Source organism: Paraburkholderia sp. JHI869, from assembly GCF_038900775.1.
GTDB lineage: Bacteria > Pseudomonadota > Gammaproteobacteria > Burkholderiales > Burkholderiaceae > Paraburkholderia.
In genome coordinates, this window is sequence record NZ_JAYMSC010000013.1 from 19,088 (window position 1) to 41,158 (window position 22,071).

Annotated in this window: 20 protein-coding genes; 5 read left to right on the top strand and 15 right to left on the bottom strand. The window is 65.3% G+C overall.

Annotated features, from left to right (window positions below; all coding sequences use genetic code 11):
- Window positions 1–33: 33 nt before the first annotated feature.
- From VSR72_RS22035 to VSR72_RS22045, 3 genes are all read right to left on the bottom strand, one after another.
- On the bottom strand, window positions 34–1,362 hold the full coding sequence (locus tag VSR72_RS22035; RefSeq protein WP_342954451.1) for an MFS transporter: 1,329 nt from the start codon (window positions 1,360–1,362) through the stop codon (window positions 34–36).
- 169 nt (window positions 1,363–1,531) lie between these two features.
- Window positions 1,532–2,431 (bottom strand): LysR family transcriptional regulator, encoded by a 900-nt coding sequence (locus tag VSR72_RS22040; protein WP_342954452.1) that lies wholly within the window; start codon window positions 2,429–2,431, stop codon window positions 1,532–1,534.
- Between the two features lie 165 nt (window positions 2,432–2,596).
- Window positions 2,597–2,884, bottom strand: coding sequence for a hypothetical protein (locus VSR72_RS22045; protein WP_342954453.1), 288 nt, complete (start codon window positions 2,882–2,884; stop codon window positions 2,597–2,599).
- Between the two features lie 144 nt (window positions 2,885–3,028).
- Here VSR72_RS22045 and VSR72_RS22050 point away from each other — a divergent pair, with 144 nt between their 5' ends.
- Entirely contained in the window at window positions 3,029–4,024 is a 996-nt protein-coding gene (locus tag VSR72_RS22050) for a GlxA family transcriptional regulator (RefSeq protein ID WP_342954454.1), read from the top strand.
- Between the two features lie 12 nt (window positions 4,025–4,036).
- Here the strand turns inward: VSR72_RS22050 and VSR72_RS22055 are convergent, their stop codons facing one another.
- Window positions 4,037–4,990 (bottom strand): GlxA family transcriptional regulator, encoded by a 954-nt coding sequence (locus VSR72_RS22055; RefSeq protein WP_342954455.1) that lies wholly within the window; start codon window positions 4,988–4,990, stop codon window positions 4,037–4,039.
- A gap of 142 nt (window positions 4,991–5,132) precedes the next feature.
- On the opposite strand from VSR72_RS22055, the gene VSR72_RS22060 reads away from it, so the two are divergent.
- Window positions 5,133–5,936: an SDR family oxidoreductase gene (locus VSR72_RS22060; RefSeq protein WP_342954456.1), complete on the top strand. Its 804-nt coding sequence runs from the start codon at window positions 5,133–5,135 to the stop codon at window positions 5,934–5,936.
- A gap of 43 nt (window positions 5,937–5,979) precedes the next feature.
- On the opposite strand, the gene VSR72_RS22065 is transcribed toward VSR72_RS22060, so the two are convergent.
- Genes VSR72_RS22065 through VSR72_RS22080 form a run of 4 tightly spaced genes read right to left on the bottom strand, consistent with a single transcriptional unit; the run spans window position 5,980 to window position 10,673 of the window.
- Window positions 5,980–6,966: an ABC transporter permease gene (locus tag VSR72_RS22065; protein WP_342954457.1), complete on the bottom strand. Its 987-nt coding sequence runs from the start codon at window positions 6,964–6,966 to the stop codon at window positions 5,980–5,982.
- Window positions 6,963–7,943, bottom strand: a complete 981-nt coding sequence (locus VSR72_RS22070) for an ABC transporter permease (RefSeq protein ID WP_342954458.1) — start codon at window positions 7,941–7,943, stop codon at window positions 6,963–6,965. The genes VSR72_RS22065 and VSR72_RS22070 overlap by 4 nt, the downstream gene beginning before the upstream one ends.
- Window positions 7,940–9,508: a sugar ABC transporter ATP-binding protein gene (locus tag VSR72_RS22075; protein WP_342954459.1), complete on the bottom strand. Its 1,569-nt coding sequence runs from the start codon at window positions 9,506–9,508 to the stop codon at window positions 7,940–7,942. Before VSR72_RS22075 ends, VSR72_RS22070 begins: the two co-directional genes overlap by 4 nt.
- Window positions 9,509–9,545: 37 nt before the next feature.
- Window positions 9,546–10,673 carry a sugar ABC transporter substrate-binding protein gene (locus VSR72_RS22080; protein WP_342954460.1) on the bottom strand — a complete coding sequence of 376 codons (1,128 nt, stop codon included), beginning with the start codon at window positions 10,671–10,673 and terminating at the stop codon, window positions 9,546–9,548.
- A gap of 415 nt (window positions 10,674–11,088) precedes the next feature.
- Here VSR72_RS22080 and VSR72_RS22085 point away from each other — a divergent pair, with 415 nt between their 5' ends.
- On the top strand, window positions 11,089–11,817 hold the full coding sequence (locus VSR72_RS22085) for a FadR/GntR family transcriptional regulator (RefSeq protein ID WP_342954461.1): 729 nt from the start codon (window positions 11,089–11,091) through the stop codon (window positions 11,815–11,817).
- A gap of 4 nt (window positions 11,818–11,821) precedes the next feature.
- Here the strand turns inward: VSR72_RS22085 and VSR72_RS22090 are convergent, their stop codons facing one another.
- Genes VSR72_RS22090 through VSR72_RS22100 form a run of 3 tightly spaced genes read right to left on the bottom strand, consistent with a single transcriptional unit; the run spans window position 11,822 to window position 16,417 of the window.
- Window positions 11,822–13,507, bottom strand: coding sequence for a methyl-accepting chemotaxis protein (locus tag VSR72_RS22090; RefSeq protein WP_342954462.1), 1,686 nt, complete (start codon window positions 13,505–13,507; stop codon window positions 11,822–11,824).
- Between the two features lie 15 nt (window positions 13,508–13,522).
- Window positions 13,523–13,831 (bottom strand): hypothetical protein, encoded by a 309-nt coding sequence (locus tag VSR72_RS22095; RefSeq protein WP_342954463.1) that lies wholly within the window; start codon window positions 13,829–13,831, stop codon window positions 13,523–13,525.
- Window positions 13,832–13,873: 42 nt separating this feature from the next.
- Window positions 13,874–16,417, bottom strand: coding sequence for an EAL domain-containing protein (locus VSR72_RS22100; RefSeq protein ID WP_342954464.1), 2,544 nt, complete (start codon window positions 16,415–16,417; stop codon window positions 13,874–13,876).
- A 253-nt stretch (window positions 16,418–16,670) separates the two neighbouring features.
- Between VSR72_RS22100 and VSR72_RS22105 the strand changes: the two genes are divergently transcribed.
- Together VSR72_RS22105 and VSR72_RS22110 are read left to right on the top strand one after the other, a co-directional pair.
- Window positions 16,671–17,243 (top strand): XRE family transcriptional regulator, encoded by a 573-nt coding sequence (locus VSR72_RS22105; RefSeq protein WP_342954465.1) that lies wholly within the window; start codon window positions 16,671–16,673, stop codon window positions 17,241–17,243.
- Between the two features lie 16 nt (window positions 17,244–17,259).
- Window positions 17,260–17,796 (top strand): GNAT family N-acetyltransferase, encoded by a 537-nt coding sequence (locus VSR72_RS22110; protein ID WP_342954466.1) that lies wholly within the window; start codon window positions 17,260–17,262, stop codon window positions 17,794–17,796.
- A 31-nt stretch (window positions 17,797–17,827) separates the two neighbouring features.
- Here the strand turns inward: VSR72_RS22110 and VSR72_RS22115 are convergent, their stop codons facing one another.
- From VSR72_RS22115 to VSR72_RS22130, 4 genes are all read right to left on the bottom strand, one after another.
- The gene (locus tag VSR72_RS22115; protein ID WP_342954467.1) at window positions 17,828–18,610 is read right to left on the bottom strand and encodes an alpha/beta hydrolase; all 783 of its coding nucleotides are present in this window, start codon (window positions 18,608–18,610) and stop codon (window positions 17,828–17,830) included.
- Between the two features lie 16 nt (window positions 18,611–18,626).
- Window positions 18,627–19,643, bottom strand: coding sequence for a helix-turn-helix domain-containing protein (locus tag VSR72_RS22120; RefSeq protein WP_342954468.1), 1,017 nt, complete (start codon window positions 19,641–19,643; stop codon window positions 18,627–18,629).
- Between the two features lie 220 nt (window positions 19,644–19,863).
- On the bottom strand, window positions 19,864–20,664 hold the full coding sequence (gene eutC / locus VSR72_RS22125; protein WP_342954469.1) for an ethanolamine ammonia-lyase subunit EutC: 801 nt from the start codon (window positions 20,662–20,664) through the stop codon (window positions 19,864–19,866).
- Window positions 20,661–22,058: an ethanolamine ammonia-lyase subunit EutB gene (locus tag VSR72_RS22130; protein WP_342954470.1), complete on the bottom strand. Its 1,398-nt coding sequence runs from the start codon at window positions 22,056–22,058 to the stop codon at window positions 20,661–20,663. Before VSR72_RS22130 ends, eutC begins: the two co-directional genes overlap by 4 nt.
- Window positions 22,059–22,071 lie beyond the last annotated feature (13 nt).

The following is a 22,071-nucleotide window of genomic DNA, read 5'->3' on the forward strand; positions in this document are numbered from 1 at the left end:
TAGCAATTCCATCAGGTGTACGGACGATTGAAATCAGCTTTCCGTCGCTTCGTCGCGGCCAACGAGCGTCGCGCGGGAAGCGCCGTTCTCGGCAGGCTTTACGCGCATCACGATGGCAATGAGCGTGGCGACCACGAGGAAAGCGGCAATGGTGAGCAGCGCGAGCTTGAAATTGCCGGTGGCATGACGCACGAGACCGATGCTCCACGGCCCCACCACGCCGCCGAACTGCGCGATCGTGTTGATGAGCGCGATCGTCGCAGCGCCCGCTGCGCCGGTTCTGAACGAAGCGGCAAGACTCCAGAACAGCGGGTTGCCCGCGTAGATGAAGAGGCCCGTCACGCAAAGCAGCGCGTAAGCCAGCAGCGGATTCGGCGCATACGCGCTACCCGCAATCGCGAGCGCGCTCATACCGTAGACAAATGCCAGGTGGTACTTGCGGTCGCCCGTGCGGTCCGAGCTGCGGCTCACGAGGTACGTGCCCAGCACGCCCAGCAGCGGCGGCGCGGCGGAGAGGAAGCCCACTTCGATGTTGTTGAGGTGGCCCAGGCTTTTCACGATCTGCGGAAGCCACAGGAAGAGCCCGTAAATGCCGACCAGCGCACAGCCGAACAGGCACGCGAGACTCCATACGCGAATGTCGCTGGCCACCTTGAGCAGCGGGAAATGCCGATGACCGCCAAGCGCCTCGCGCTCCGTGGCGAGCGTGGATTCGAGCCATTGCTTCTCTTCCGAGGAAAGCCAGTCGGCGTCCGCGGGTCGCTCAGTCATGATGCGCAGCGTGACGAGGCCGAGCAGCATGGCGGGCACGCCTTCGAGAATGAACATCCACTGCCAGCCATGCATGCCGAGCACGCCGTTTGCGTAGGTCATGAGCGTGGTCGAGAGCGGGCCGCCCAGCACAGCCGAGAACGACCCCGCGATGATGTAGCCGCCCACGGCGCGGGCGCGGTAGCGCTCCGGAAACCAGTAGGTCAGATACACCGCAATGCCGGGCAAAAAGCCCGCTTCCATCACGCCCAGCAAAAAGCGCAGCACGTAGAAGCTCGATGCGTTGAACACGAAAGCCGTTGCGGCCGCAACAGCGCCCCACGTGAGCAGAATGCGCGCGATCCAGCGGCGCGCGCCGAAGCGGTGCAACAGCAGATTGCTCGGCACTTCCAGCAGCATGTAGCCGACAAAGAAAATGCTGCCCGCGAAGCCGAACACGGCCGGGTCGAAACCCATGTCCGAGTTCATGTCGAGCGCGGCGAAACCGATATTGATACGGTCCAGATAATTGAAAAACATCATGCAGAAAAGCAGCGGCACAAGCCGCTTGTAAACTTTTCGCATGGTTGCTGCTTCGTCGAAGTGACTCATGCTGTCTCCGCCTCATGGCGACGGGCGGTGCCGTCGCTGCATATTTATCGGCCCGCAGCCATCGTCGCTGCCGGCGGCGCCTCACGAGACGAGGCGCCTAAGTTTCGATAATAAGAAGCGCAGAGCGTCGAGTCCAAGACGCGATACTTATGCTTCTATAAGCGCGTGCTTATAGTGTGCTGGCAAGCGGCGGCGGCAGGCATTCGAGAAACGCGCGCAGATGCGGCGAGGCGTCGTCGCTGCGGAAGGTGGCGGCCAGCACGGTGCGCTGCGCGGCTCCGGGGCCTTCGATGTGGCGCGCCACCACATCGGCACGGCCATGCCGCGCCACCGACTCGCCCACCACGGTCACGCCCAGTCCCGCAGCCACGAGCGCGATGGCGGTCTGGATCTCGTAGGCCTGGTGCGCGACGAAGGGCGTCACGCCTGCGTCGCGGTAGAGCGCCTGCACCGTGCGCTTGAACTGCGCGTTCTGATGCTTCGGATACAGGATCAAAGGCGTATCGGCAAGTTCGTCGATGCGCACTTTCTTTTGTTTGGCGAGCGGATGATCCGACGCCATCAACACCACGAGCCGCTCGCGCAGCAACGGCAAGGTCGTATAGCCGGGCACGGCGAGCGGCTGCCGCCCGATGCCAATGTGAATGCGCATGTCGCGCAAGGCGTCGGTCTGCTCGTCGGTCAGCATTTCGAACAGCTTGAGTTCGACCTGCGGATAAGCCTGATGAAACGCCTTGAGCGCGGGGGGCAGCACGCTGTACATCGACGAGCGCGTGAAGCCAATACTGAGCCAGCCGCGCCGGCCAACGCCGATCTCCAGCGCGCCGTGCGTCACCTCGGCGAGCGAGCCGAGAATCTGCCGCGCTTCGGTCGCCAGGTACTGACCCGCCTCCGTGAGGCGCAGCGGGCGGCGCGTGCGATCGATCAGCTGCGTGCCCACGCGGTCCTCGAGAGCGCGTATCTGCTGGCTCAGCGCCGGCTGCGCAATGTGCAGACGCTCCGCGGCGCGGCTGAAGTTCAGTTCCTCGGCGAGCGTCACGAAACACTGCAGGCCCCGAAGCTCATTCATCTCATCTTCTCCGTATCGATTTGCCCTGCATCGTAATACAGCGATTACCCAGGGGACGAGGCAGGAACGGCATGCCGATACGACCGGTGTGAAAATGCGCGACTTGCCGCTGCTCAGAACGAAGTCGCGCAATACATTCAAGGATCAGAGAATCCGCCGCTTGTTTCACTCGTGCTTTTTAGGCGGCAGAGGCTGGTCGAGGCCGGGCTCGACCGGCGTGGGCACCGCGTCGCCTAGCGGTCTGGAGATATCGTTGTGCGGCGCGCGATCTGACTCGTCAGCGCCCTTGCCCGCCTCCTCCCTTGGCAAATCATGTCTTTTTGGCGGCAACGGCTGATCGAGCCCCGGCTCGGCGGGTGCGGGCACAGCGTCCCCAATTGGCTTGGGCAGATCCGTGCCGCGCGGTTCCGGTGCATCGTCGGGCTGTTCGGACTTGTCGGACTGGTTGCTCATCGTTTCGACCTCCCTTGCGATGGATATCGCATGGTCCAACGAAGTCACGCAGGGAACGTGCCAGAGCGGGTCGCAAAAGCGCGTGTGCCAACTTCAGTAGAATGAGGGACACTCCACGGCTGAGTCCGTCTTTCATCCAAAACGATGCTGACCGTTGCGCTTTTCGTCTTCCCTGGCGTCCAGGCACTCGACGTGTTCGGGCCCACCGACGTTTTCTCGGAGGCCAATCGCCTGCTTGCGCCCGAGGCGCAATACCAGATCGAACTGATCGCCACGGAGCGCGACACCGTGCGCTGCTCAAGCGGCGTGCGCATCGGCGCGGACCGGTTCTTCGGCGAGGCAAGCGGCCATTACGATTTGCTGCTCGTGGCGGGCGGCCCGTCGCTCGTGGACCAGCCGCTTCCCGACGCTGCGCATGCGTGGCTGCGCGAAGCCAGCGCGCGCGCCCGGCGCTTCGGGTCCATCTGCAACGGCGCGCTGACGCTGGGGCGCGCAGGCTTGCTCGACGAGCGCACCGTCACGACACACTGGAACGACGCCGCCGCGCTCGCCGCGATGTGCCCCAGTGCGAACGTCGAATTCGACCGCATCTTCATTCAGGACGACAATCTCTATACCTCGGCGGGCGTGACGGCGGGAATCGATCTTTCGCTGTACCTGCTGGCTCAGGATCACGGCCCCGAAATCGCGTTGCACGTGGCGAGACGGCTGGTGGTGTTCGTGCAGCGCGCGGGCGGCCAGTCGCAGTTCAGCCCGTATCTCACGCCCTATGCCGAGGCGTCGTCGCCCATCGCCCAGGTGCAGCAGTACGTGCTCGGGCATCTGAACGAAGATCTGGGCGTCGAAATACTCGCCTCCGTTGCGAAGATGAGCAAGCGAAACTTCGCGAGAATCTTCGTGCGTGATACCAACGTGACGCCCGCCGAATTCGTTGAGAGCGCACGCATCGATGCCGCGCGCGTGATGCTCGAAGACAGCACGGCGCCGTTGAAAACGGTGGCGTTTCGATGCGGCATGCGCGACGCCGACCATCTGCGCGTGGCGTTCAAGCGCAAGCTGGGCATCACGCCGCAGCAATATCGCGCGCATTTCGGCGCTGTGACTGCGAAGACCAGACACCGCGCGAACACGGCTTCGTAACAGCGCCTTCGCCTACGCCCCCGCGCGTACCTCGCGCCGCACCGCCTGCGGCGGCACGCCGAAGCCGCGTACGAACGCCTCGCGCATGTGCCGCCGGTCGCGAAAACCGGTCTCGCGCGCAATGACGTCGAGCGGATGCGTACTCTGCTCGATCATGAGCCGCGCCGCCTCGAGGCGCAGGCCCTCGACGGCGCGCGCAGGCGATTGACCCGTTTCCGCCGTGAACACGCGGCTGAACTGGCGCGGGCTCAGATGCACGGCCTCTGCGAGTTGTTCCACCGTGAGCGCACTGCTCAGGTTGCGGCGCGCATAGTCGAGCGCGTTTTGAATGCGATCGGACTTCGGCGCGAGCGCGAGCATTTCCGAATGCTGCGACTGGCCGCCCGAACGCCGTTGATGCATGACGAGCTTGTGCGCGACCGAGCGCGCCGCTTCCGCACCGAGGTCCCGCTCGACCATGGCGAGCGCGAGATCGAGCCCCGCTGTCATGCCCGCCGAAGTCCAGATGGGTCCGTCGACGATATAGATGCGGTCGTCTTCCACGCGCACCTCGGGAAAGCGCTGCTGCAACTCGCGCGCGTAGTACCAGTGCATGGTGGCGCGGCGGCCGTCGAGCAGGCCCGCCTCGGCCAGCACGAAACCGCCCGTGCAGATGCCCGCCACCCGGCGCGCACGGCCGCCCGCGCGGCGCAGAAACGCCAGCACGGCGGGCTCCGCGGCCTCGATAAGCGGATCGTTCACGCCCGCCACGATCCAGGTGTCCACGCGGCTGCGTGCGGGCGCTGGCGTGCGCTGCGTGTCCACGCTCATGCCGAGCGACGAACGCACCGCGCCGCCCTCCACCGAATAGTTCTCGATCGCGTAGAACGGCGAGCCCGCCACCATGTTCGCGTATTCGAAAACGCTTTGGGTCGCGAGGGCCATCACCTGGAATCCGTCGCTCAGCAGGTAGCCGATGCGGTGCATGTCCTACTCCCGTCACTCTATGTCCTAAAACACGACCATATACGTCATTTGCGCCACGGTCAATCGCAGCCAGAATGCACTCACAGCAGCGCCTCATGCACGTTATCCAACCACCCGCGCCGCTACGCAAAGGAGCGTAATCATGACCCAGCAAACTCATCGCGGCACCGCGCTCGTCACGGGCGCATCGTCCGGCATCGGCGCCGTGTACGCCGCGGAACTCGCACGCCGTGGCTACGACCTCGTGCTCGTCGCGCGCAATCGCGCTCGGCTCGCGGCGCTAGCCGAGCGCATCACGAGCGAAACCCGGCGCGACGTGGAAGTGCTCGCCGCCGACCTCAACGACCGTCACGATCTCGCCGCCGTGGAAGCGCGCCTGCGCGACGACGCGAGCCTCACGCTGCTCGTGAACAACGCGGGCATCGGCACGCACACGCCGCTCGTGGAGAGCGACGTCGATTACATGACGCGCATGATCGAATTGAACGTCACCGCGCTCACGCGGCTCACGTATGCAGCCGTGCCGGGGTTCGTCGCGCGCGGCAATGGCGCGATCATCAACATCGCGTCGATCGTGAGCATTGCGCCCGAGATTCTCAACGGGGTTTATGGCGGCACCAAGGCATTCGTGCTCGCGTTCAGCCACTCGCTGCATCACGAACTGGCGGCCAAGGGCATCCGCGTGCAGGCGGTGCTGCCGGGCGCCACGGCTACGGAGTTCTGGGAGACGGGCGGCCTGCCGCTCGAACATCTCGACAGCGCCATCGTCATGTCCGCGCAGGACATGGTGAACGCGGCCCTCACCGGCTTCGAGCGTGGCGAGACCGTGACGATTCCTTCGCTGCACGACGTCGAGCAATGGAATGCGTTCGAGAACGCGCGCCGCGCGATGTCCACGACGTTGTCGAGCAACACGCCCGCGCCGCGCTATCGCGTTGCGCAGTGACGCTCTCGTTCGATCCGATTGGTCAGGTGAAGCGGGGCGCGGCTCACGCTTCCCGCTTGCTGCGCCCGTAAAGCAGCAGCATCGCCGCAATCACCACGCCGTAGATGATCTGCCGCCCCGCCTCCGGCATCTGCGCGACCGAGAGGATCGACTGCAGCAGCGTGATGAGGATCGCGCCGGCCACGGTGCCGAGGTACGAGCCGCGGCCGCCCAGAATGGACGTGCCGCCCAGCACCACCGCTGCGATCGCGGGCAGCAGGTAAGCGTCGCCCATCGACTGCGCCGCCTTCGACGCATACCCCGCGAGCAGCACGCCGCCGAACGCCGCGAACGCGCTGCACACGGCGAACGCGGCCACGGTCACGCGCCGCGTATCGATGCCGGAGAGATACGCGGCGCGCTCGGTGTTGCCGATCGCGTACAGCGTGCGGCCGAAGGTGGTGCGCGCGAGCAGGAACATCGTCGCGGCGCCGATCACCACCCACAGCGCGACGGCATTGGGCACGCCCGGCACGAGCCAGCCCGCGGCGAGCCATCGCATGACGTACGGCGCGGAATCCTGCGGCGACGATCCGCCCGTATACACGATCATGATGCCCTGCGCGACCGCGTTGGTCGCGAGCGTCGCGATCATCGAAGGAATGCGCAGCAGCGCGACGAGAATGCCGTTGACGATGCCGATCAGCACGCCGCAGCCAATGCCAACGGGAATCGCGAGAATCTGCCCGAGTTGGCCGTGGCCCGCCACGGCGCACGCCATCATCGCGCCGACGGTGATTGTCCACGGCAGCGAGAGGTCGATGTGGCCGAGCAGGATCACCATCATCAGCCCGGTCGCGATGATGCCGAGAAACGCCCCGACCTTCAGTTGCAGCAGGATGTACTCCGGCGACGTGAAGTTGCGCGAAAACATGCCGCCGACGAGCAGCAGCGCAATGATGCAACCGAACGCGATCACGATCGGTTTGTCGATCCTGCGCGAGAGCCTCGACACGAAGGTGGTCCGCGTGCTTGCAGAAACGCCGCTCATTGGAACCACTCCAGACGGTTGCGCACGCTGAACAGCCCGCATGCGCCAATCGCGACAGCAAGCAGAAGAATCACGCCCTGGAACAGCGGCTGCCAGAGCGCGTCGACGTTGAACACGAACAAGAGGTCGCCGATCGAGCGGAACGCGAACGCGCCGAAGATCGCGCCGATCGCACTGCCCTTGCCCCCGAGCAGCGACACGCCGCCGATCACGACGGCGGCAATCGAAAAGAGCGTGTACGAGTTGGCGCTGCCGAGGCTCGCTTCGCCGGTATCCGTGAAGAAGGTCAGAAAGAGGCCGCCTATCGCGGCAAGCAGGCCCGCCAGCGTATAGCTCGCGAACTTCGCCCGGCGGATCGGCATGCCGGAGAGAAAGGCCGCGGGCTCGGACGAACCGGTCGCATACGCCGCGCGCCCCACCGCCGAGCGTTTGAAAGGAATCCAGACGATCGCGACCGCTGCGATCAGTATCAGGAGGCTCGCAGGCAGGACGCCAGCGACCTTGCCGGTCAGCGCGTCAGCGAGATCTTCGTTGATCGTTCCGCCGGGTACGGGGCGCAGCAGCAGCGCGATTCCGTAGTACACAGCGCCCGTTGCGATCGTCGTCACGATCGGCTGCAGACGGCCGAAAATGATGATCACGCCGTTGAGCGCGCCGCACAGCGCGCCCGCTACGAGCACGCCCACGATGCCGAGCGCACTGTGCAGCGCGTCGCCGGTGACGATCCACGAGCCGATGCAATTCGTCAGCACGAGCATCATGCCGATAGAAAGATCGATGCCCGCCGTGAGCACGACTAGCGCCTGGCCCATCGACACCAGCGCGAGCAGCACCGCCTTGTTCGCCGCGGTCTGAAACACGTTCGCCGACAAACTCGACGGATAGTTGAAGAGATAAATCGCGAACATCAACACGAACAGGGCAAACGCGAACGCCGTGCCGCGATTTTCCGCATACCAGTAACGCAGCCCGCTCATGGCGCGACTCCCGTGGAAGGCGAAGCCTGTGCAACTTGTCCGATTTGTCCAACCGGCAGGTCCAGTGCGCTGGCGATCAAGTTCTGCTCGGTGATCGCCGGCCCGACGAGTTCCTTCTTGATCTTGCCTTCGTACAGCACGAGCACGCGGTCGCAGCAGCCGATCAGTTCGTCGTAGTCGGTCGAATAGAACAGGATCGCGGCGCCTTCGTCGGCGAGGCGTCTGAGCAATTGATAGAGCTCCTGCTTGGTGCCCACGTCGATGCCGCGCGTCGGGTCGCTGAGAAGGAGGATTCTCGGCTTGCGGATCAGCCACTTCGCGATCACCACCTTCTGCTGGTTGCCGCCCGACAGCGAACCCACTGGCGCGTCCACGCCGTGCGACTTGATCGCGAGAAGCTCCATCATTCGGTCTACGAACGACTGCTGCCGATCGCGATCGATCACGCCCGCGGTGGACATGCGATCGAGCGCGGCGAACGAGAGATTCTCGCGCACCGACATCGGCAGCATCAGGCCTTCGGTCTTGCGGTCCTCCGGTATCAGCGCCATGCCGATTCCCTTCGCGCGCGCGGCAACGGGGCTGCCGATCGACACGGCCTTGCCGTCGATCTCGATCTTGCCCGCGCAACCGCGCAGCACGCCGAAGAGCGCGAGCAGCAGTTCGCGCTGCCCTTGTCCGTCGAGGCCGCCCAGCCCGAGAATTTCGCCGGGCTTCAACGAAAAGCTGATGCCGCGCAGCGTGTCGCTCCACGCGAGATCGTGACAGGAGAGGATCGGTGGGCTCGCGCGTTTATCCGCGGGTTTGTCTGGAAATACATGCTGGTACTTCCGGCCGATCATCATTTCGATGACCTCATTATCCGAGCGCGCACCCGCCTCGAAGCTCATCACGTGACGGCCATTACGATAGACCGTGCATTCGTCCGCGAGCGCCTTCACCTCGTGCATGCGGTGCGAAATGAAAAGGATAGCCAGCCCCTCTTCGCGCAAGCGCTTGAGCACTTCGATCACGCGCGCCACGTCGGCGGCGGTGAGCGCGGACGTGGCTTCGTCGAGGATCAGAATGCGCGGTGCGTGCGCCAACCCCTTGGCCAGTTCGACCATCTGCTGTCGCGACAGCGGCAGGTCGCGCACTTTCGCGAGCGGATTGATGTCGGCCGCACCAGCACGCGCGAGCGCCTCCTCGGCCTGGCGGCGCTGGGCCCGGCGGTCGATCATGCCGAAGCGGCGCGGCGGGTTCGAAGCGAAGATGTTGTCGGCCACACTCAGGTCGGGGATCAGCGACAGTTCCTGATACACGCACACGATGCCAGCCGCGTTCGCCTCGGCGGGCGAGGCGAACGCCACTTCGCGGCCATCGAGATGCATCACGCCCTCGTCCGGATGCACGACGCCGGACATCACCTTCAGCAGCGTGGACTTGCCCGCGCCGTTTTCACCCAGGATCGCGTGAATGCGGCCCTTTCGCACCGCGAGTTCCGCGTGATCCAGCGCGACGGCGCCGCCGTAGCTTTTCGAAACGCCAGACATCTGAAAGAACGGCTGCTCTGCACCCTGTTGCATGCTTCGCCTCTCGTCACGTCACGCGGCAATCACGCGGTCACTGGTTGCCCTGGCTCTGCTTCATGATTGCCTGAGCGGAGAAGTTGATGCCGCAAGTGGGAAACGAGTTGCCCACGAAGAAGTTGTCCGACTCGTTCGGGAAATAGTTGACGCCCGCCTTCAGCATCGAATCGTCGGTGACGTCCAGCGGCAGCTTGATTGCCACGGGAATGGTCTGTCCATCGAGCGCCGCGAGCGCCGTCTTGATCGCCACGGCCACCTGCGCGGGACCGGTGCCCGCCGACGTGCACTTCAGACCTTGGGCTCCGTACTGCGCGCAGAACTTGCGAAAGCCGTTCTCCGTCTCGCCGCCGAACGGTACGAACGGGTGTTTCGCATCGATCATCGCGCGCACGACACCCGTGTCGCCGCCCTGCGCGGAAATACCGTCGAAATGGCCCTGCACGGCAATCGCGTCGGCGGTGGCCTTTTGCGCGACGGCGTCGTCCCACTTGCCATAGACCTGCACGACATTCCACTTCTTGCCGCTCTCGTCGAGCGTTTTCGTGAAGCCATTGTGGCGATCGGTGTCGACGGAGGTGCCCGCCACGCCGCGCACTTCGAGCACCTTGCCGCCGTTCGCCAGATGGCTCGCGAGCCACTTGGCCCACAGCACGCCAAGGCCGTACTGGTCGACGTCCACGTTGATCGCGTCTTCGCTGTCGAGCGTATTGTCGAACGCGACCAGCACGACGCCCGCTTTCTTCGCGCGGCGGATCGCGGGGCCGAACGAGGAGGGATTCTGCGCATCCACGATGATCGCGTCGTAGCCGGCGTCGATGAAGTTGTTGACGGCCGAGATCTGCGCCGGCACGTCCTCGCCCGTCGAGACGACCTTGAACTCCTTGAGCTTGGCGGCGACGGCCGGTTGCGCCGTATAGGCCTTTGCCGTCTTGATCATCTGGATGCGCCAGGTGTTGGCGATATAGCCGTTCACGAGCGCGACGCGATACGGCCCGCTCTTCTTCGGATACTTGATGAATTTCGTGTCGGTCTTCCACGGGACCATGCACGTGGGGTCGCTGGACGGGCCGGAAACGATCGATGCCTGCGCGAAAGCCGCACCTGCGCACAGCGCCATTGCCGCGGTCGCCGCCGCTCGAAGCACCTGGATTCCTGAACGCATGTTGTCTCCTTTTTGTCGGATAGAACTTACTGATAGCCGGCGCAACGGGCTGGTCGGGAATGGCCGACACCGTGTGCGTGAGGCAGGGAATCTTGCTGGATGTGCTGCAGCGGAACTGGGCCGGACGCGCCGAACCAGCGGAATGACCGCTTCAAAGGCGTCCCCTCGAAGCAAAACGACGGGCATGCGTGAACGCCTCCCCGTCTGACAGTACTGGCATACCAATCCGCGCGCGATAGTGGTTTACCAGTGCATCGGGCGAATGGCCCGATCGGGCCGAAACCCGCATCGGCACTATGCTTGATAACGAATGACGGCCCTCTGGCAGGCGGAGTCGGGCCGCGCAGCAACTGGTGTACCATTCTGCCGAACTTCAGCCGCCGCCCGGCGGCTTCGACGCCTTCGAGAATCCCGCATGGCCGATCTTTCGCACACGCCAACCGGTCGCGCCGCCGATGCGGACGCGGCCGACCGCTCCTACGTCGGCCTCGCGAAACAGATCTACGACCTGATCGCGGCGGGCGACTTCGGTCCGCGCGCCCGCCTGCCCTCCGAGCGCACGCTCGCCGAGCGTTTCGGCGTGAGCCGCACGCAGGTGAGGGAGGCGATCATCGCGCTCGAAGTGCAAGGCGTGGTCGAGGTGCGCGTGGGCTCGGGCATCTACGTGGCCGACGCGCAGGAGGCGCGCTCCGTCGCGTTCGAACTGCCGCGCGGGCCGGGTCCGATCGAGACGCTGCGCGCGCGGGAAGTGATCGAAAGCGGGATCGCGGCGCTCGCCGCGACCGAGCGCAAGGATTCGGACCTCGACCGCCTTTTCGCCGCGTTGCGCGCGATGCGCGAAAACATGGACGACAAAGCCGCGAACGAGGCCGCCGACCGCGAGTTCCATCTGGCGATTGCGGCCGCAACGGGAAACGACATGCTGCGGCACGTGGTGAGCGCGATGTGGGACAACTCACGCGCGGACCCGTTGTGGCAGAAGATCGAGGAGCACTTCCATACGCCCGCGTTGCGCGCCGCTTCGCAGGAAGACCATCGGCGCATTTTTTCGGCCATCATGGCGCGCGACGCGTCCGCCGCGCGTGCGGCGATGCAGGCGCATCTCGCACGCGTGATCGGCGAGTTCACGCAGGCCTGGCGTTAGCGCCTCATGCGGCAGCGGGCAACGCATGCGCGGGCAGCGCGCTTGCCTCGTGCGCTACTGCCAACGGAGTGACTGACTGCGTGACCGACTGTGTGACCAACGGCGCCACCGTTCGCTCGTCCGCCGCCTCGCTCACGCGGAACGTCGCGACGGCCTCGGCCATCTGGCTCGCCTGCTGTTCGAGCGACTCGGCGGCCGCCGCCGCCTCTTCCACGAGCGCGGCGTTCTGCTGCGTGACCTGATCCATCTGGCTCACCGCGGTCTCCACCTGCTCGATGCCGGCGCTCTGCTCCACGGTGGCCGAGGCAATCTCCTTCATGAGGCCCGACACCTTGTCCACGGAAGCGACGATCTCGGCCATCGTCGCGCCCGCCTCGCCCACGAGCGAGCGGCCGGCGCGCACGTCGTGCACCGAGGCGTCGATCAGCGACTTGATCTCGCGCGCCGCCGCGGCGCTGCGCTGCGCGAGCATGCGCACCTCGCCCGCGACGACGGCGAAGCCGCGCCCCTGTTCGCCCGCGCGCGCGGCCTCGACCGAAGCGTTGAGCGCGAGAATATTGGTCTGAAACGCAATGCCGTCGATGATGCCCGTGATGTCCGCGATCTTGCCCGAGCTGCGGCTGATCTCCTCCATCGTTTCGATCACCTGCTCGACGACGCGACCGCCGCGCTGCGCGACATCCGCTGCGCCCGTGGCGAGCGCGCTCGCGGCGTTCGCGTGCTGCGCGTTCTGACGCACGCTCGAGGTGAGCTGCTCCATGCTCGAGGCCGTCTGTTCGAGCGACGCGGACTGCTGTTCCGTGCGGCTCGACAGATCGAGATTGCCCGCTGCGATTTCGCGTGCGCCCGTATTGATTGCATCGCAGCTCGAACGCACGCTGCGCACCGTGTGGCTCAGGCCGCCTTGCATGCGCCGCATCGCGCCGAGCAACTGGCCGATTTCGTTGCGCCCGCCACCTTCTATGGGAACCGAGAGATCGTTTGCAGCGATCTGGTTCAGCACTTCCACCGCCTCTTTGAGCGGCGCCGTGACGAGGCGGCGCAGCGCCATATGGGTCGCGACGACGAGCGCCAGCGCGCCGAGCAGGCCCACCGCCACCATCGCCATCACCCATTCGTGCTCGCGCTCGCCCTGGTTGAGCGTCGCGCGTGTGACGGCATCGGCGTTCGCGCGAAGTGCGGCCACGCTCGCCGAAAACTGCGTATTCGCATTGGCGACATCCCCGGCGGCAAGCTTGCCATAGGTTGCCGTGTCGCCGGATTCCAGCGCCGTGGCCGCGCCCTGGAGCGAATCCGCGAGCGTGGTCCACGCGCCGAGCAACGCGTCGCGCTGCTGGGCCGCCTCGACGTCGAACGGTGCGCTCGCGCGCAGCGCGGCGCTGCGCTTCGCCGCCTGATCGAAGAGATCGCGTGCGTCCTGCAGGGCGCGCTTTTGCGCCGCCTCGCGCGCGGCGGCGTCGCTGTTCTCCTTCTCGGCTTGGTAAGCGCGCGAGAGCGCCGTTTGCGCAAGCGCCGCGTCCTCGCGCAAGGCGAGTGCGAGCGCGTCCTGGCGCGCGACTTCGTGGATGAAGCGCGCCGAGTCGTCAGCACGACCAATCATCAGGACACCTACCACCGCGCCCACCACCAGCATCGCCGCGAACGTGCAAAGCACGAGCAGCAGCCCTTTTCGAATCGTCAGATTACGCATTGCCTTGTTCCCGCTTCAGGGCCTCAACGTGGTTGGGACGGCGTCGCTGCCCAGCCGGGCCAGCAGCATATTCGCCTGTTCGATCAGCGTGGTGCGGTATTCGCCGGGCAACAGCACGTCGTCGGCCACGGCCATCGCCTCGCCAAGCTGCGCGCGAAACGAGAGGATCGTGCGTTCGATCTGCGCTGTGGACAGTTGCGGCAGCACCGCCTCCACGAACTTCGTCATCACCACCACGCTCGCGCCGAAGCGCGAGATCGCCTTGCCATGCGCGCTCACTAGCGCGGTCATCGAGTTCAACAGCATCTCGTCACTGGTGCTCACAGAATTCTCCAGATTCAACGGCCAAAGGGGAAAGAGCGGTCTTCAGCCGGCCACGCACGCTTCGAGCGCGCGCGGCATCAACTCCGCCGGCGCGGGACGCGCTAGCAGGAAACCTTGTGCGCGGTCGCAGCCGATCTCGCGCAGGAACTCGAGTTGCCGCGGCGTCTCGACGCCCTCGGCCACCACCGTGACACCGAGCGAGCGCGCCATCGCGACGATCGCGCGCACGATCGAGCGGTCGCGGGCAGCGCTTTTCTTCACGCGCGGCGACGTGTCCGGCCCAGGCTCGGTCATGTCCGCGAGGAAGGAGCGATCCACTTTGAGCGTGTCGACCGGCAAGGACTGCAAATACTTGAACGACGAATAGCCCGTGCCGAAGTCGTCGATCGCGAGGCTGATGCCGCGTGCCGCGAGTTCCTGCAGCAACGCCTCGATGCCGCCTCTGCCCGACGTCATCGCCATGCTCTCCACGAGTTCGAGCTGCAGGCGCGTCGCGGGCAGGCCCGTTTCGCTGAGGATGGTCGTAAGCTGATGCAGGAAACCGTCGTGCAGACATTGCCGCGCCGAAAGATTCACGCTGATGCGGCCGAAGTCGAAGCCCTCGTCCAGCCACTCGCGCGCCTGCCGGCAGGCCTCTCGCAAGACCCACGCGCCGAGCGGCACGATCAATGAGGATTCCTCGGCAATCGGGATGAACTGGTCGGGCGGCACGAGGCCGCGGCGCGGGTGCTGCCAGCGCACGAGCGCCTCGATATTGACGAGCGCGCCGCTCGCCACATCGAATTCGGGCTGATAGTGGAGCACGAGTTCGCCGGCCTCCAGCGCATGGTGAAGCTCGCTTTCGAGCACGATGCGCTCCATGGCCGACGACGTCATCGGCGCGGCGAAGAAGCGGAAGTTGTTCTTGCCCGCGTCCTTGGCCTCGTACATCGCGCGATCGGCCTGCATGAGCAGTTGCCGCGGATCGCGCGCGTCGTCCGGATACATGCTGATGCCGATGCTCGGCGTGACGAACAGCAGCTGCTCGCCAATGTGCATCGCGGCGCCCACTCGCGCAAGCAGCCCCTGGGCGATCTGGCCAACATGGCGAATGTCTTCGATATCCTCGATCAGCAGCGTGAACTCGTCGCCGCCCAGGCGCGCCACGGTATCGGTTTCGCGCACCGCTTCGCGCAGGCGTGTAGCGATCACGGTGAGCGCCTCGTCGCCCACGCCGTGGCCCATCGTGTCGTTGATGAGCTTGAAGCGGTCGAGGTCGAGGAACATCACGGCGACGCGTTTGCCGGACCGTCGTGCACGCGCGAGCGAGAGCGTGAGGCGCTCGGTGAACAGCGTGCGATTGGGCAGGCCCGTCAAGGCATCGTGCGTGGCGAGGTAGCTCAGGCGCTCCTCGGTCTCGCGGCGCTGCGTGATGTCCGCGAAAATTGCGGCGTAGTGCGTGCAGCGGCCGCTCGGGTCGCAGATGCTGGAAATCGTCAGGTATTCCAGGTAAAGCGCGCCGTCCTTGCGGCGGTTCCAGATTTCGCCTTTCCAGTGGCCGTTTTGTTGAAGGCCGCGCCAGAGCGCGCTGTAGAACGCCGGCCCCTGACGGCCCGAGTTGAGCAGGCTCGCGTTGCGCCCTAGCGCCTCGTGCTCGGTATAGCCCGTGAGCCGCGTAAAAGCGGGATTCACGCGCTCGATCGTGCCATCCAGGTCGGTGATCATCACGCCGTCGAGCGTCGACTCCACCACCTGATCCGCAAGGCGCAGGTTCGCGCGCGAGGCGAGCAGCGCGTCGTCGCGCTCGCGCAGCGCCATCTGCAGTTCGCGCACGAAACCGTCCTCGATGTCGTGCAGGATATGCGAGAGGTCGAGCAGGCCCGCGAGCGTGCCGTCTTCGCCGATCACGCCCACGTGGCGCATGCGGTGTTCGAGGAGGTATTGGCGCGCCGCATAGAGGCTCTGCGTATGCGCGAGCGAGCGCAGCGGCCGGCTCGCGCGCGCGCCGACCGTGCCGCCGAGCGCGCTCGCAGCCGCGAGGCGCACCACGTCGCGCTCCGTCACGATGCCGTAGTCGCCTTCGGGATAGCTCACGACAATTGCGCTCAGCCGCCGCACACGCATGCGCTGCATGGCCTCGTGCATGGCCATGCGGGAGTCGACCACGAGCGGCATCGCCGCGTTGACCGAGCCGACCGTCTTCAGCCGCAGAAAGCACTCGAGCCCCTGGTTCATCACAAGGTCGGTTTGCGTGACGATGCCGAGCGAGCGGCCCGACTGATCCACCACGAGACAATGGCGGATGCCTTCGCGCTTGAAGCGCAGCGCGGCGTCGCGCAGACGCGTGCTCGCTGGCAGCGCGCGCACCGGATGGCTCATCGCATGGCGAATGGGCAGCGCAAGCGCGGCGGCGTCTTCACCCAGCGCGAGCGCGTCGTGCTCGGTCCAGATGCCGACGGGCCGGCCCATTTCGGTAATCACGATGGCGCTATAGCGCCGTTCGCTCATCATGCGCGCCGCTTCGCGAATCGGCACGTCGGGCCCGCAGGCAAGCGGCGGCCCTGAAAGAAGCTGCCCGATTTCCAGGTCCAGCGTGTGGTGTTGCATCTTGCGCCCCGAACCGCACTGCGTTGTCTTTGTGAGATAGCGGGAAACTAACAGTGGGCCGGAGGCCGCCAATTGACGGAAATCAAGGTTTTAACCGGGCAAGATTCCGCAAACGTTTGCGAGTCGACTAACAGGAATAACAGGGCGGCATCATGTGTCGCACGCCTGCGACAAACTTGATGCGCATAAACTTTTATACGCGGACTGACGAAATCCAATTTAATGGACATTAATATCCATTAAACTGGATGGCATGGATATCCACACCAACATCGCTCGCCGCCTTCGCGAACTGCGCGACGCCAAAGGCTGGTCACTCGAAGCGCTGGCCGAGCGCAGTTCGGTAAGCCGCTCGAACATCTCTCTCATCGAACGCGGGGAAAGCAGCCCCACGGCCGTCGTGCTCGACAAGCTCGCCACGGCGCTCGGTGTCGCGCTTGCCTCGCTCTTCGAGGCGCCGGGCGACGATGCACGGCAGTCCCCCTCCCCGCACGCCGCGGCGCGCGATCAAGCCGTTTGGACCGATCCCGAATCGGGCTACGTGCGGCGCAATCTCTCGCCGCCTGCGTGGTCGCCCATTCAGTTCGTGGAAGTGCACTTTCCGCCCGGCCAGCGCGTGGCCTACGACACGAGCCTGCGCGACGCGGAAATCTATCAACAGGTCTGGGTCATGGAAGGCACGATGGAAATGACGGTTGGCGAGCGCCTGTGGCGGCTCGAAACCGGCGACTGCCTTGCGATGCGACTCGACTGCCCAATCGTTTATCGCAATCCCACGAGTGAACCGGCGCGCTACGTCGTCGCACTCTGCAGGACCACTAACTGACTGGGTTCGAATTCACATGAGCGAAGCTATTAAGGTACGCCGCCTCACCGCCGAACAGGCGCAAGCTTGCGCGCCCGCGCTCGCGGACGTGCTCATCGACTGCGTAGAGGGCGGCGCCTCGGTGAGCTTCATGCTGCCGATTTCGCGCGAAACGGCGCTCGCGTTCTGGCGCGGGGTGGCGCAAGGCGTAGCGCGCGGCGAACGCATTCTGCTCGCGGCCGAAGACACGCAGCAGCGCATTGTGGGGACGGCGCAGTTCGTGACGGCGCAACCGGAAAACCAGCCGCATCGCGCCGATGTCGCCAAGGTGCTGGTGCACCGCGCCGCGCACGGGCGCGGTGTGGGGTTGCGCCTCATGCAGGCGATCGAGGAGGCTGCAAAGGAAGCCGGGAAATCGGTGCTCGTGCTCGATACCGTAACGGGCGGCGCGGCCGAGCGGCTTTACTCGCGCGCGGGATGGGAGCGCGTGGGCGCCGTGCCGAATTACGCGCTGATGCCGGACGGCGCGCTGTGCGGCACCACGTTCTATCACAAGCAACTGGTGAGCCAATAACCTGGCAGGGCGTTCAAACGCAGCCGGTTCGTCAAGCGTCCAGTTTGAGAAGATTGCTGATCGCGAGCGCCAGACCATCCGGATTGTCGTACGCCATCATGTGCTCGGTGTTGGCAACGAGTTCAACGGTGCAGCCGGCTTGCTCGAATCTGGTAATTTCGTCGCTTGTCGCGGTATCCGGAAGAATTACGCCTTTTGTGGAATTCAGCCTCGCGAGGTCTTCGAGCCAGTTTTGCGCGTTATCGTCCAGGGCGGATCTTGCCCATTGGTAAATTGCATAAGGCGAAGCGACGGAAAATGGGCCCAGCCAGGCGTCGTTGCCGCCCGCGGCTTTCAATTGCGCCAATAACTGCGAAAAGCCAGCGCTCACGAATTGCGCTTCGGTCATCGACGTTATTTCCGACAACATGGCGGTGCCGTAATCGTTCAGACCGGGCGCACATAAGATCAGCGTGCGCACCTGTATCGACAGGCATTTTGCCAACTTCAATGCGATAAAGGCTCCGGCGCTATGGCCGAAGAGATTGACCTGTGTGAAGCGCTCGCCGATTGCGAAGTTCGACAGGACATTCGCCTGGGCATCCGAAGTATATTTTCCGTCCTCGGGTTTGTCGCTGAATCCCGCTCCCATAAGATCGATGAGGAGCGATCTGCCTTTCGAGTATGAGTCTGAGCCGACTACCGTTGGATAATCGCTGCTTGAGGCACATCCCAAACCATGAATAAAGAGGAGCGGGGCGAAGGTGCTCGTGCCGGAATATAAATCGAAGTAGCGAAGAACGTTCCCTCTATCGTCGATCGTGCATGGATTCATATTCTCGCCCGTGTATTCAAGGCGTTCCCGCCGCGCGCAACGCCTCCGAGGGCCGCATGCCGAACATGCGCCGGTAGTCGGTAGCGAACTGGCTCAGATGCCAGAAGCCCCAGGCGGCAGCAACGTCCTGCACCGAACCCGCGGCGCGCCCGCACAAGTCGCGCCGCGCGCCGTTCAAGCGCAGCGCGCGCAGGTAGGTGGCGGGCGCCATGCCAAGCACATCCTGAAAGCAGTACTGGAGCGTGCGCCGGCTCACGTGCAACTGCTCGCAAAGCTCCGGCACACCGACCGGCCGCGCGCGATGCGCGAGCACGTAGTCACGCGCCTGCGCGACGACCCGGCGGCGCCGCGATGCAGGCTCGGCAACCGCATCGCCGCTGCCCGCGCAGGCGTCGAACAGCGCGGCGAGCACTTCCGCCTGCAATTCATTGCGCTCGCCATCCGAAAGCGGTGTGTTCGGCCCATGCTCATGTGCAGGGCCATCGTCGTCGAGACACCGCGCGAGCAAAGTGCAAAGACGTTCGATACGCGCCGCGCCGGACTGCACGATGGGCGCACTCGGGAGACGTTCTTCAAGCGCCGTGTGCTCGACCGAGGCCGCATAGTGGCGCAGCACGTCGCCGTGCACCACCACACCGTAGATCGAAAAATGCGCCGGCGTGAGCAGTTCGAATTCGACGTTGCCCGGTCGCAGCGCAAACGCCTGCGCGCCGATGGGCCGCGCGTCGATACGCGCCGCGCCGTCATGCGCCACCGGTATGCCGAACCACCAGGCGTCGCCTCGCACCTCGCACGCCTGGCGCAGCGTGTGGCTCGTGGTCTCGCGAAATACCTTCATGGTGTCGAGCGGCAGTTCCGTGAGCGTGCCGACAAAGCGGCCCGCTGCGAGCTGATCGTAGGTCTGGCGCCAGCCCACGAGGTTGCGCGCCTGCTCGTCGGCGTCGTGCGCCACGCTGACCACGGTGCGTGCGCCCGGCGCGTTGCATTGTGTTTGCCCTGCCGTGGCTTCGGCTCGCTCTGCGGTTTCGTTCATGGCTGCCTCCCAGCACGCGCTTGCTTCAATCGATTGTCGAATCATGCAAGAGTCGCGCCAGCGAGAACAGTACGCCGAATGGCCAAGCTGGGCGGCGCGTTGCTCCACCGCGGCGCAATGGCGGTGAGCGGGGTGCTCAATCGCTGCACAGGCGAGCGCACCGCCGCGGTGCACCGCCCCTGCTGTGCCGGAAGAAGCAGGCGCCCGGACGTGTGGCCCCTCAAGCAGATGGGATCTGCCCAGCGACCGCAGCGCCGGGCAGCGTCGCGTCGCTGTCGTCCTTCAGTCCGACGCCGGTCAGCCCGAGCCGCCGCGCATGGGTAAGGAGGTAATGGAGCTTGTGCGCGGCTGCTTCATAAGGCAACCCCTCGGGCCGCACGTTCGAAATGCAGTTGCGCTGCGCGTCATGGCAGCCCACCTTCGGCGCGTAGGTGAGATAGACGCCGAGGCTATCTGGCGAGCTAAGCCCAGGCCGCTCGCCGATCAGCATCGCCACGAGCTTCGCGCCTAGCAGCTCGCCAATTTCGTCGCCGAGCGCCACGCGTGCCTGGCGCGCGACCACCACGGGGCCGATACGCCAGCCCGCCAGGCGTGCGCGCACGGCAAGGAGCAGCGGCGCGGCCTGCTTCGCCGCGGCGATCGCCGAAAGGCCGTCGCCGATCACGAACACGACTTCGGGCGGCTCGCCATGCGCAGCAGCGGACAAACTCGCCGCCTCGACCAACGCGGCCCGGCTCTCCTCCGACAAACGCCGCCCCAAATCAGGCCGACGCAGATAGTGCTGCCTGTCTGGCGCCGCGCTGTCCACGCCGAGCGTCGCGAACCCCTCGGCTTCGAGCGTGCGCCGCAACGCTTCGGCGTCGAGCGGATGATGCACGGCGTCGCGCGCCTGCGCGTGCGAGAGATTGAACGCGAGCAGCGGCGCTGTGGGCAAGCCGTTGCCCGCACGACCGAGCGCAATGCGCGCGTTCGTGAACGCCTTGAGACCGCCCCAGGGGTTCTTTTCGACGGCGTCGCTCATGCGTCGATCCCCATCCATTCGTGCGCGCCCGCGAGCAGCGGCACACGCGCGGAACCGGGCAGGAGCGCGCCTTTGGCGTCGACGATCTCCATGGTCTCCAGCCACTCCTCGAACTCCGGCGCGCGGCGCAGGCCAAGCAGGTCGCGCACGTAAAGCGCGTCGTGAAACGAGGTGCTCTGATAGTTGAGCATCACGTCGTCCGCGCCCGGAATGCCCATGATGAAGTTGATGCCAGCCGCGCCGAGCAGCGTGAGCAGCGTGTCCATGTCGTCCTGGTCGGCTTCGGCGTGGTTCGTATAGCAGATGTCGCAACCCATGGGCACGCCCAGCAGCTTGCCGCAGAAGTGATCTTCGAGGCCCGCGCGAATGATCTGCTTTCCATCGTACAAATACTCGGGACCGATGAAACCGACCACCGTATTGACGAGAAACGGCTCGAACTTGCGTGCGACCGCATAGGCGCGCACCTCACAGGTTTGCTGGTCCACGCCGTAATGCGCGTTCGCCGAGAGCGCGCTTCCCTGCCCCGTCTCGAAGTACATGAGGTTGTTGCCGACCGTCCCGCGCTTGAGCGAGAGCGCTGCCTCGCGCGCCTCTTTCAAGAGCGCGAGCGAAATGCCGAAGCTCGCGTTCGCCTTCTCGGTGCCCGCGATCGACTGGAACACGAGATCGACCGGCGCACCCTTTTCGATTGCCGCTATCGTGTTGGTCACATGCGTGAGCACGCAGGACTGCGTGGGCACGCGGTAGCGCTCGCGAAACCCGTCGATCATCGCGAGCAGCTTCACGATGGCCGCCAGGCTGTCTGTTGCGGGATTGATGCCGATCATCGCGTCGCCGCAGCCGTACATCAGGCCGTCGAGCATCGACGCGGCGATGCCCTTCACGTCGTCGGTGGGATGGTTCGGCTGCAAGCGCACCGACATGCGGCCCGGCAAGCCCACCGTGTTGCGAAAACGGGTGACCACAGGGCGCTTCTTCGCCACCGCGATCAGGTCCTGATTGCGCATGAGCTTCGACACCGCCGCGACCATCTCGGGCGTGAGGCCCGGCGCCAGGCGTTCGAGCGCTTCCGTATTGGCCGCGCCGGAAAGGAGCCAGTCGCGAAAGTCGCCCACCGTGAGGTGCGCTACGGCCGCGAACGCCGTCGCGTCGTGATCGTCGACGATGAGACGCGTGACCTCGTCGTCTTCATAAGGCACGAGCGCTTCCGAGAGAAACGCCTTGAGCGGCACCGCGGCGAGCGCCATTTTCGCGGCCACGCGCTCCTCTTCGCTCGCCGCCGCCACGCCTGCGAGCTGGTCGCCGGAGCGCAGCGGGCTGGCTTTGGCGAGCAGCGTCTTGAGGTCCGCAAAGCGGTAGGTGCGCGCGCCGATTGTCTCCGTATAGTTCATGCGTTGGACTCCT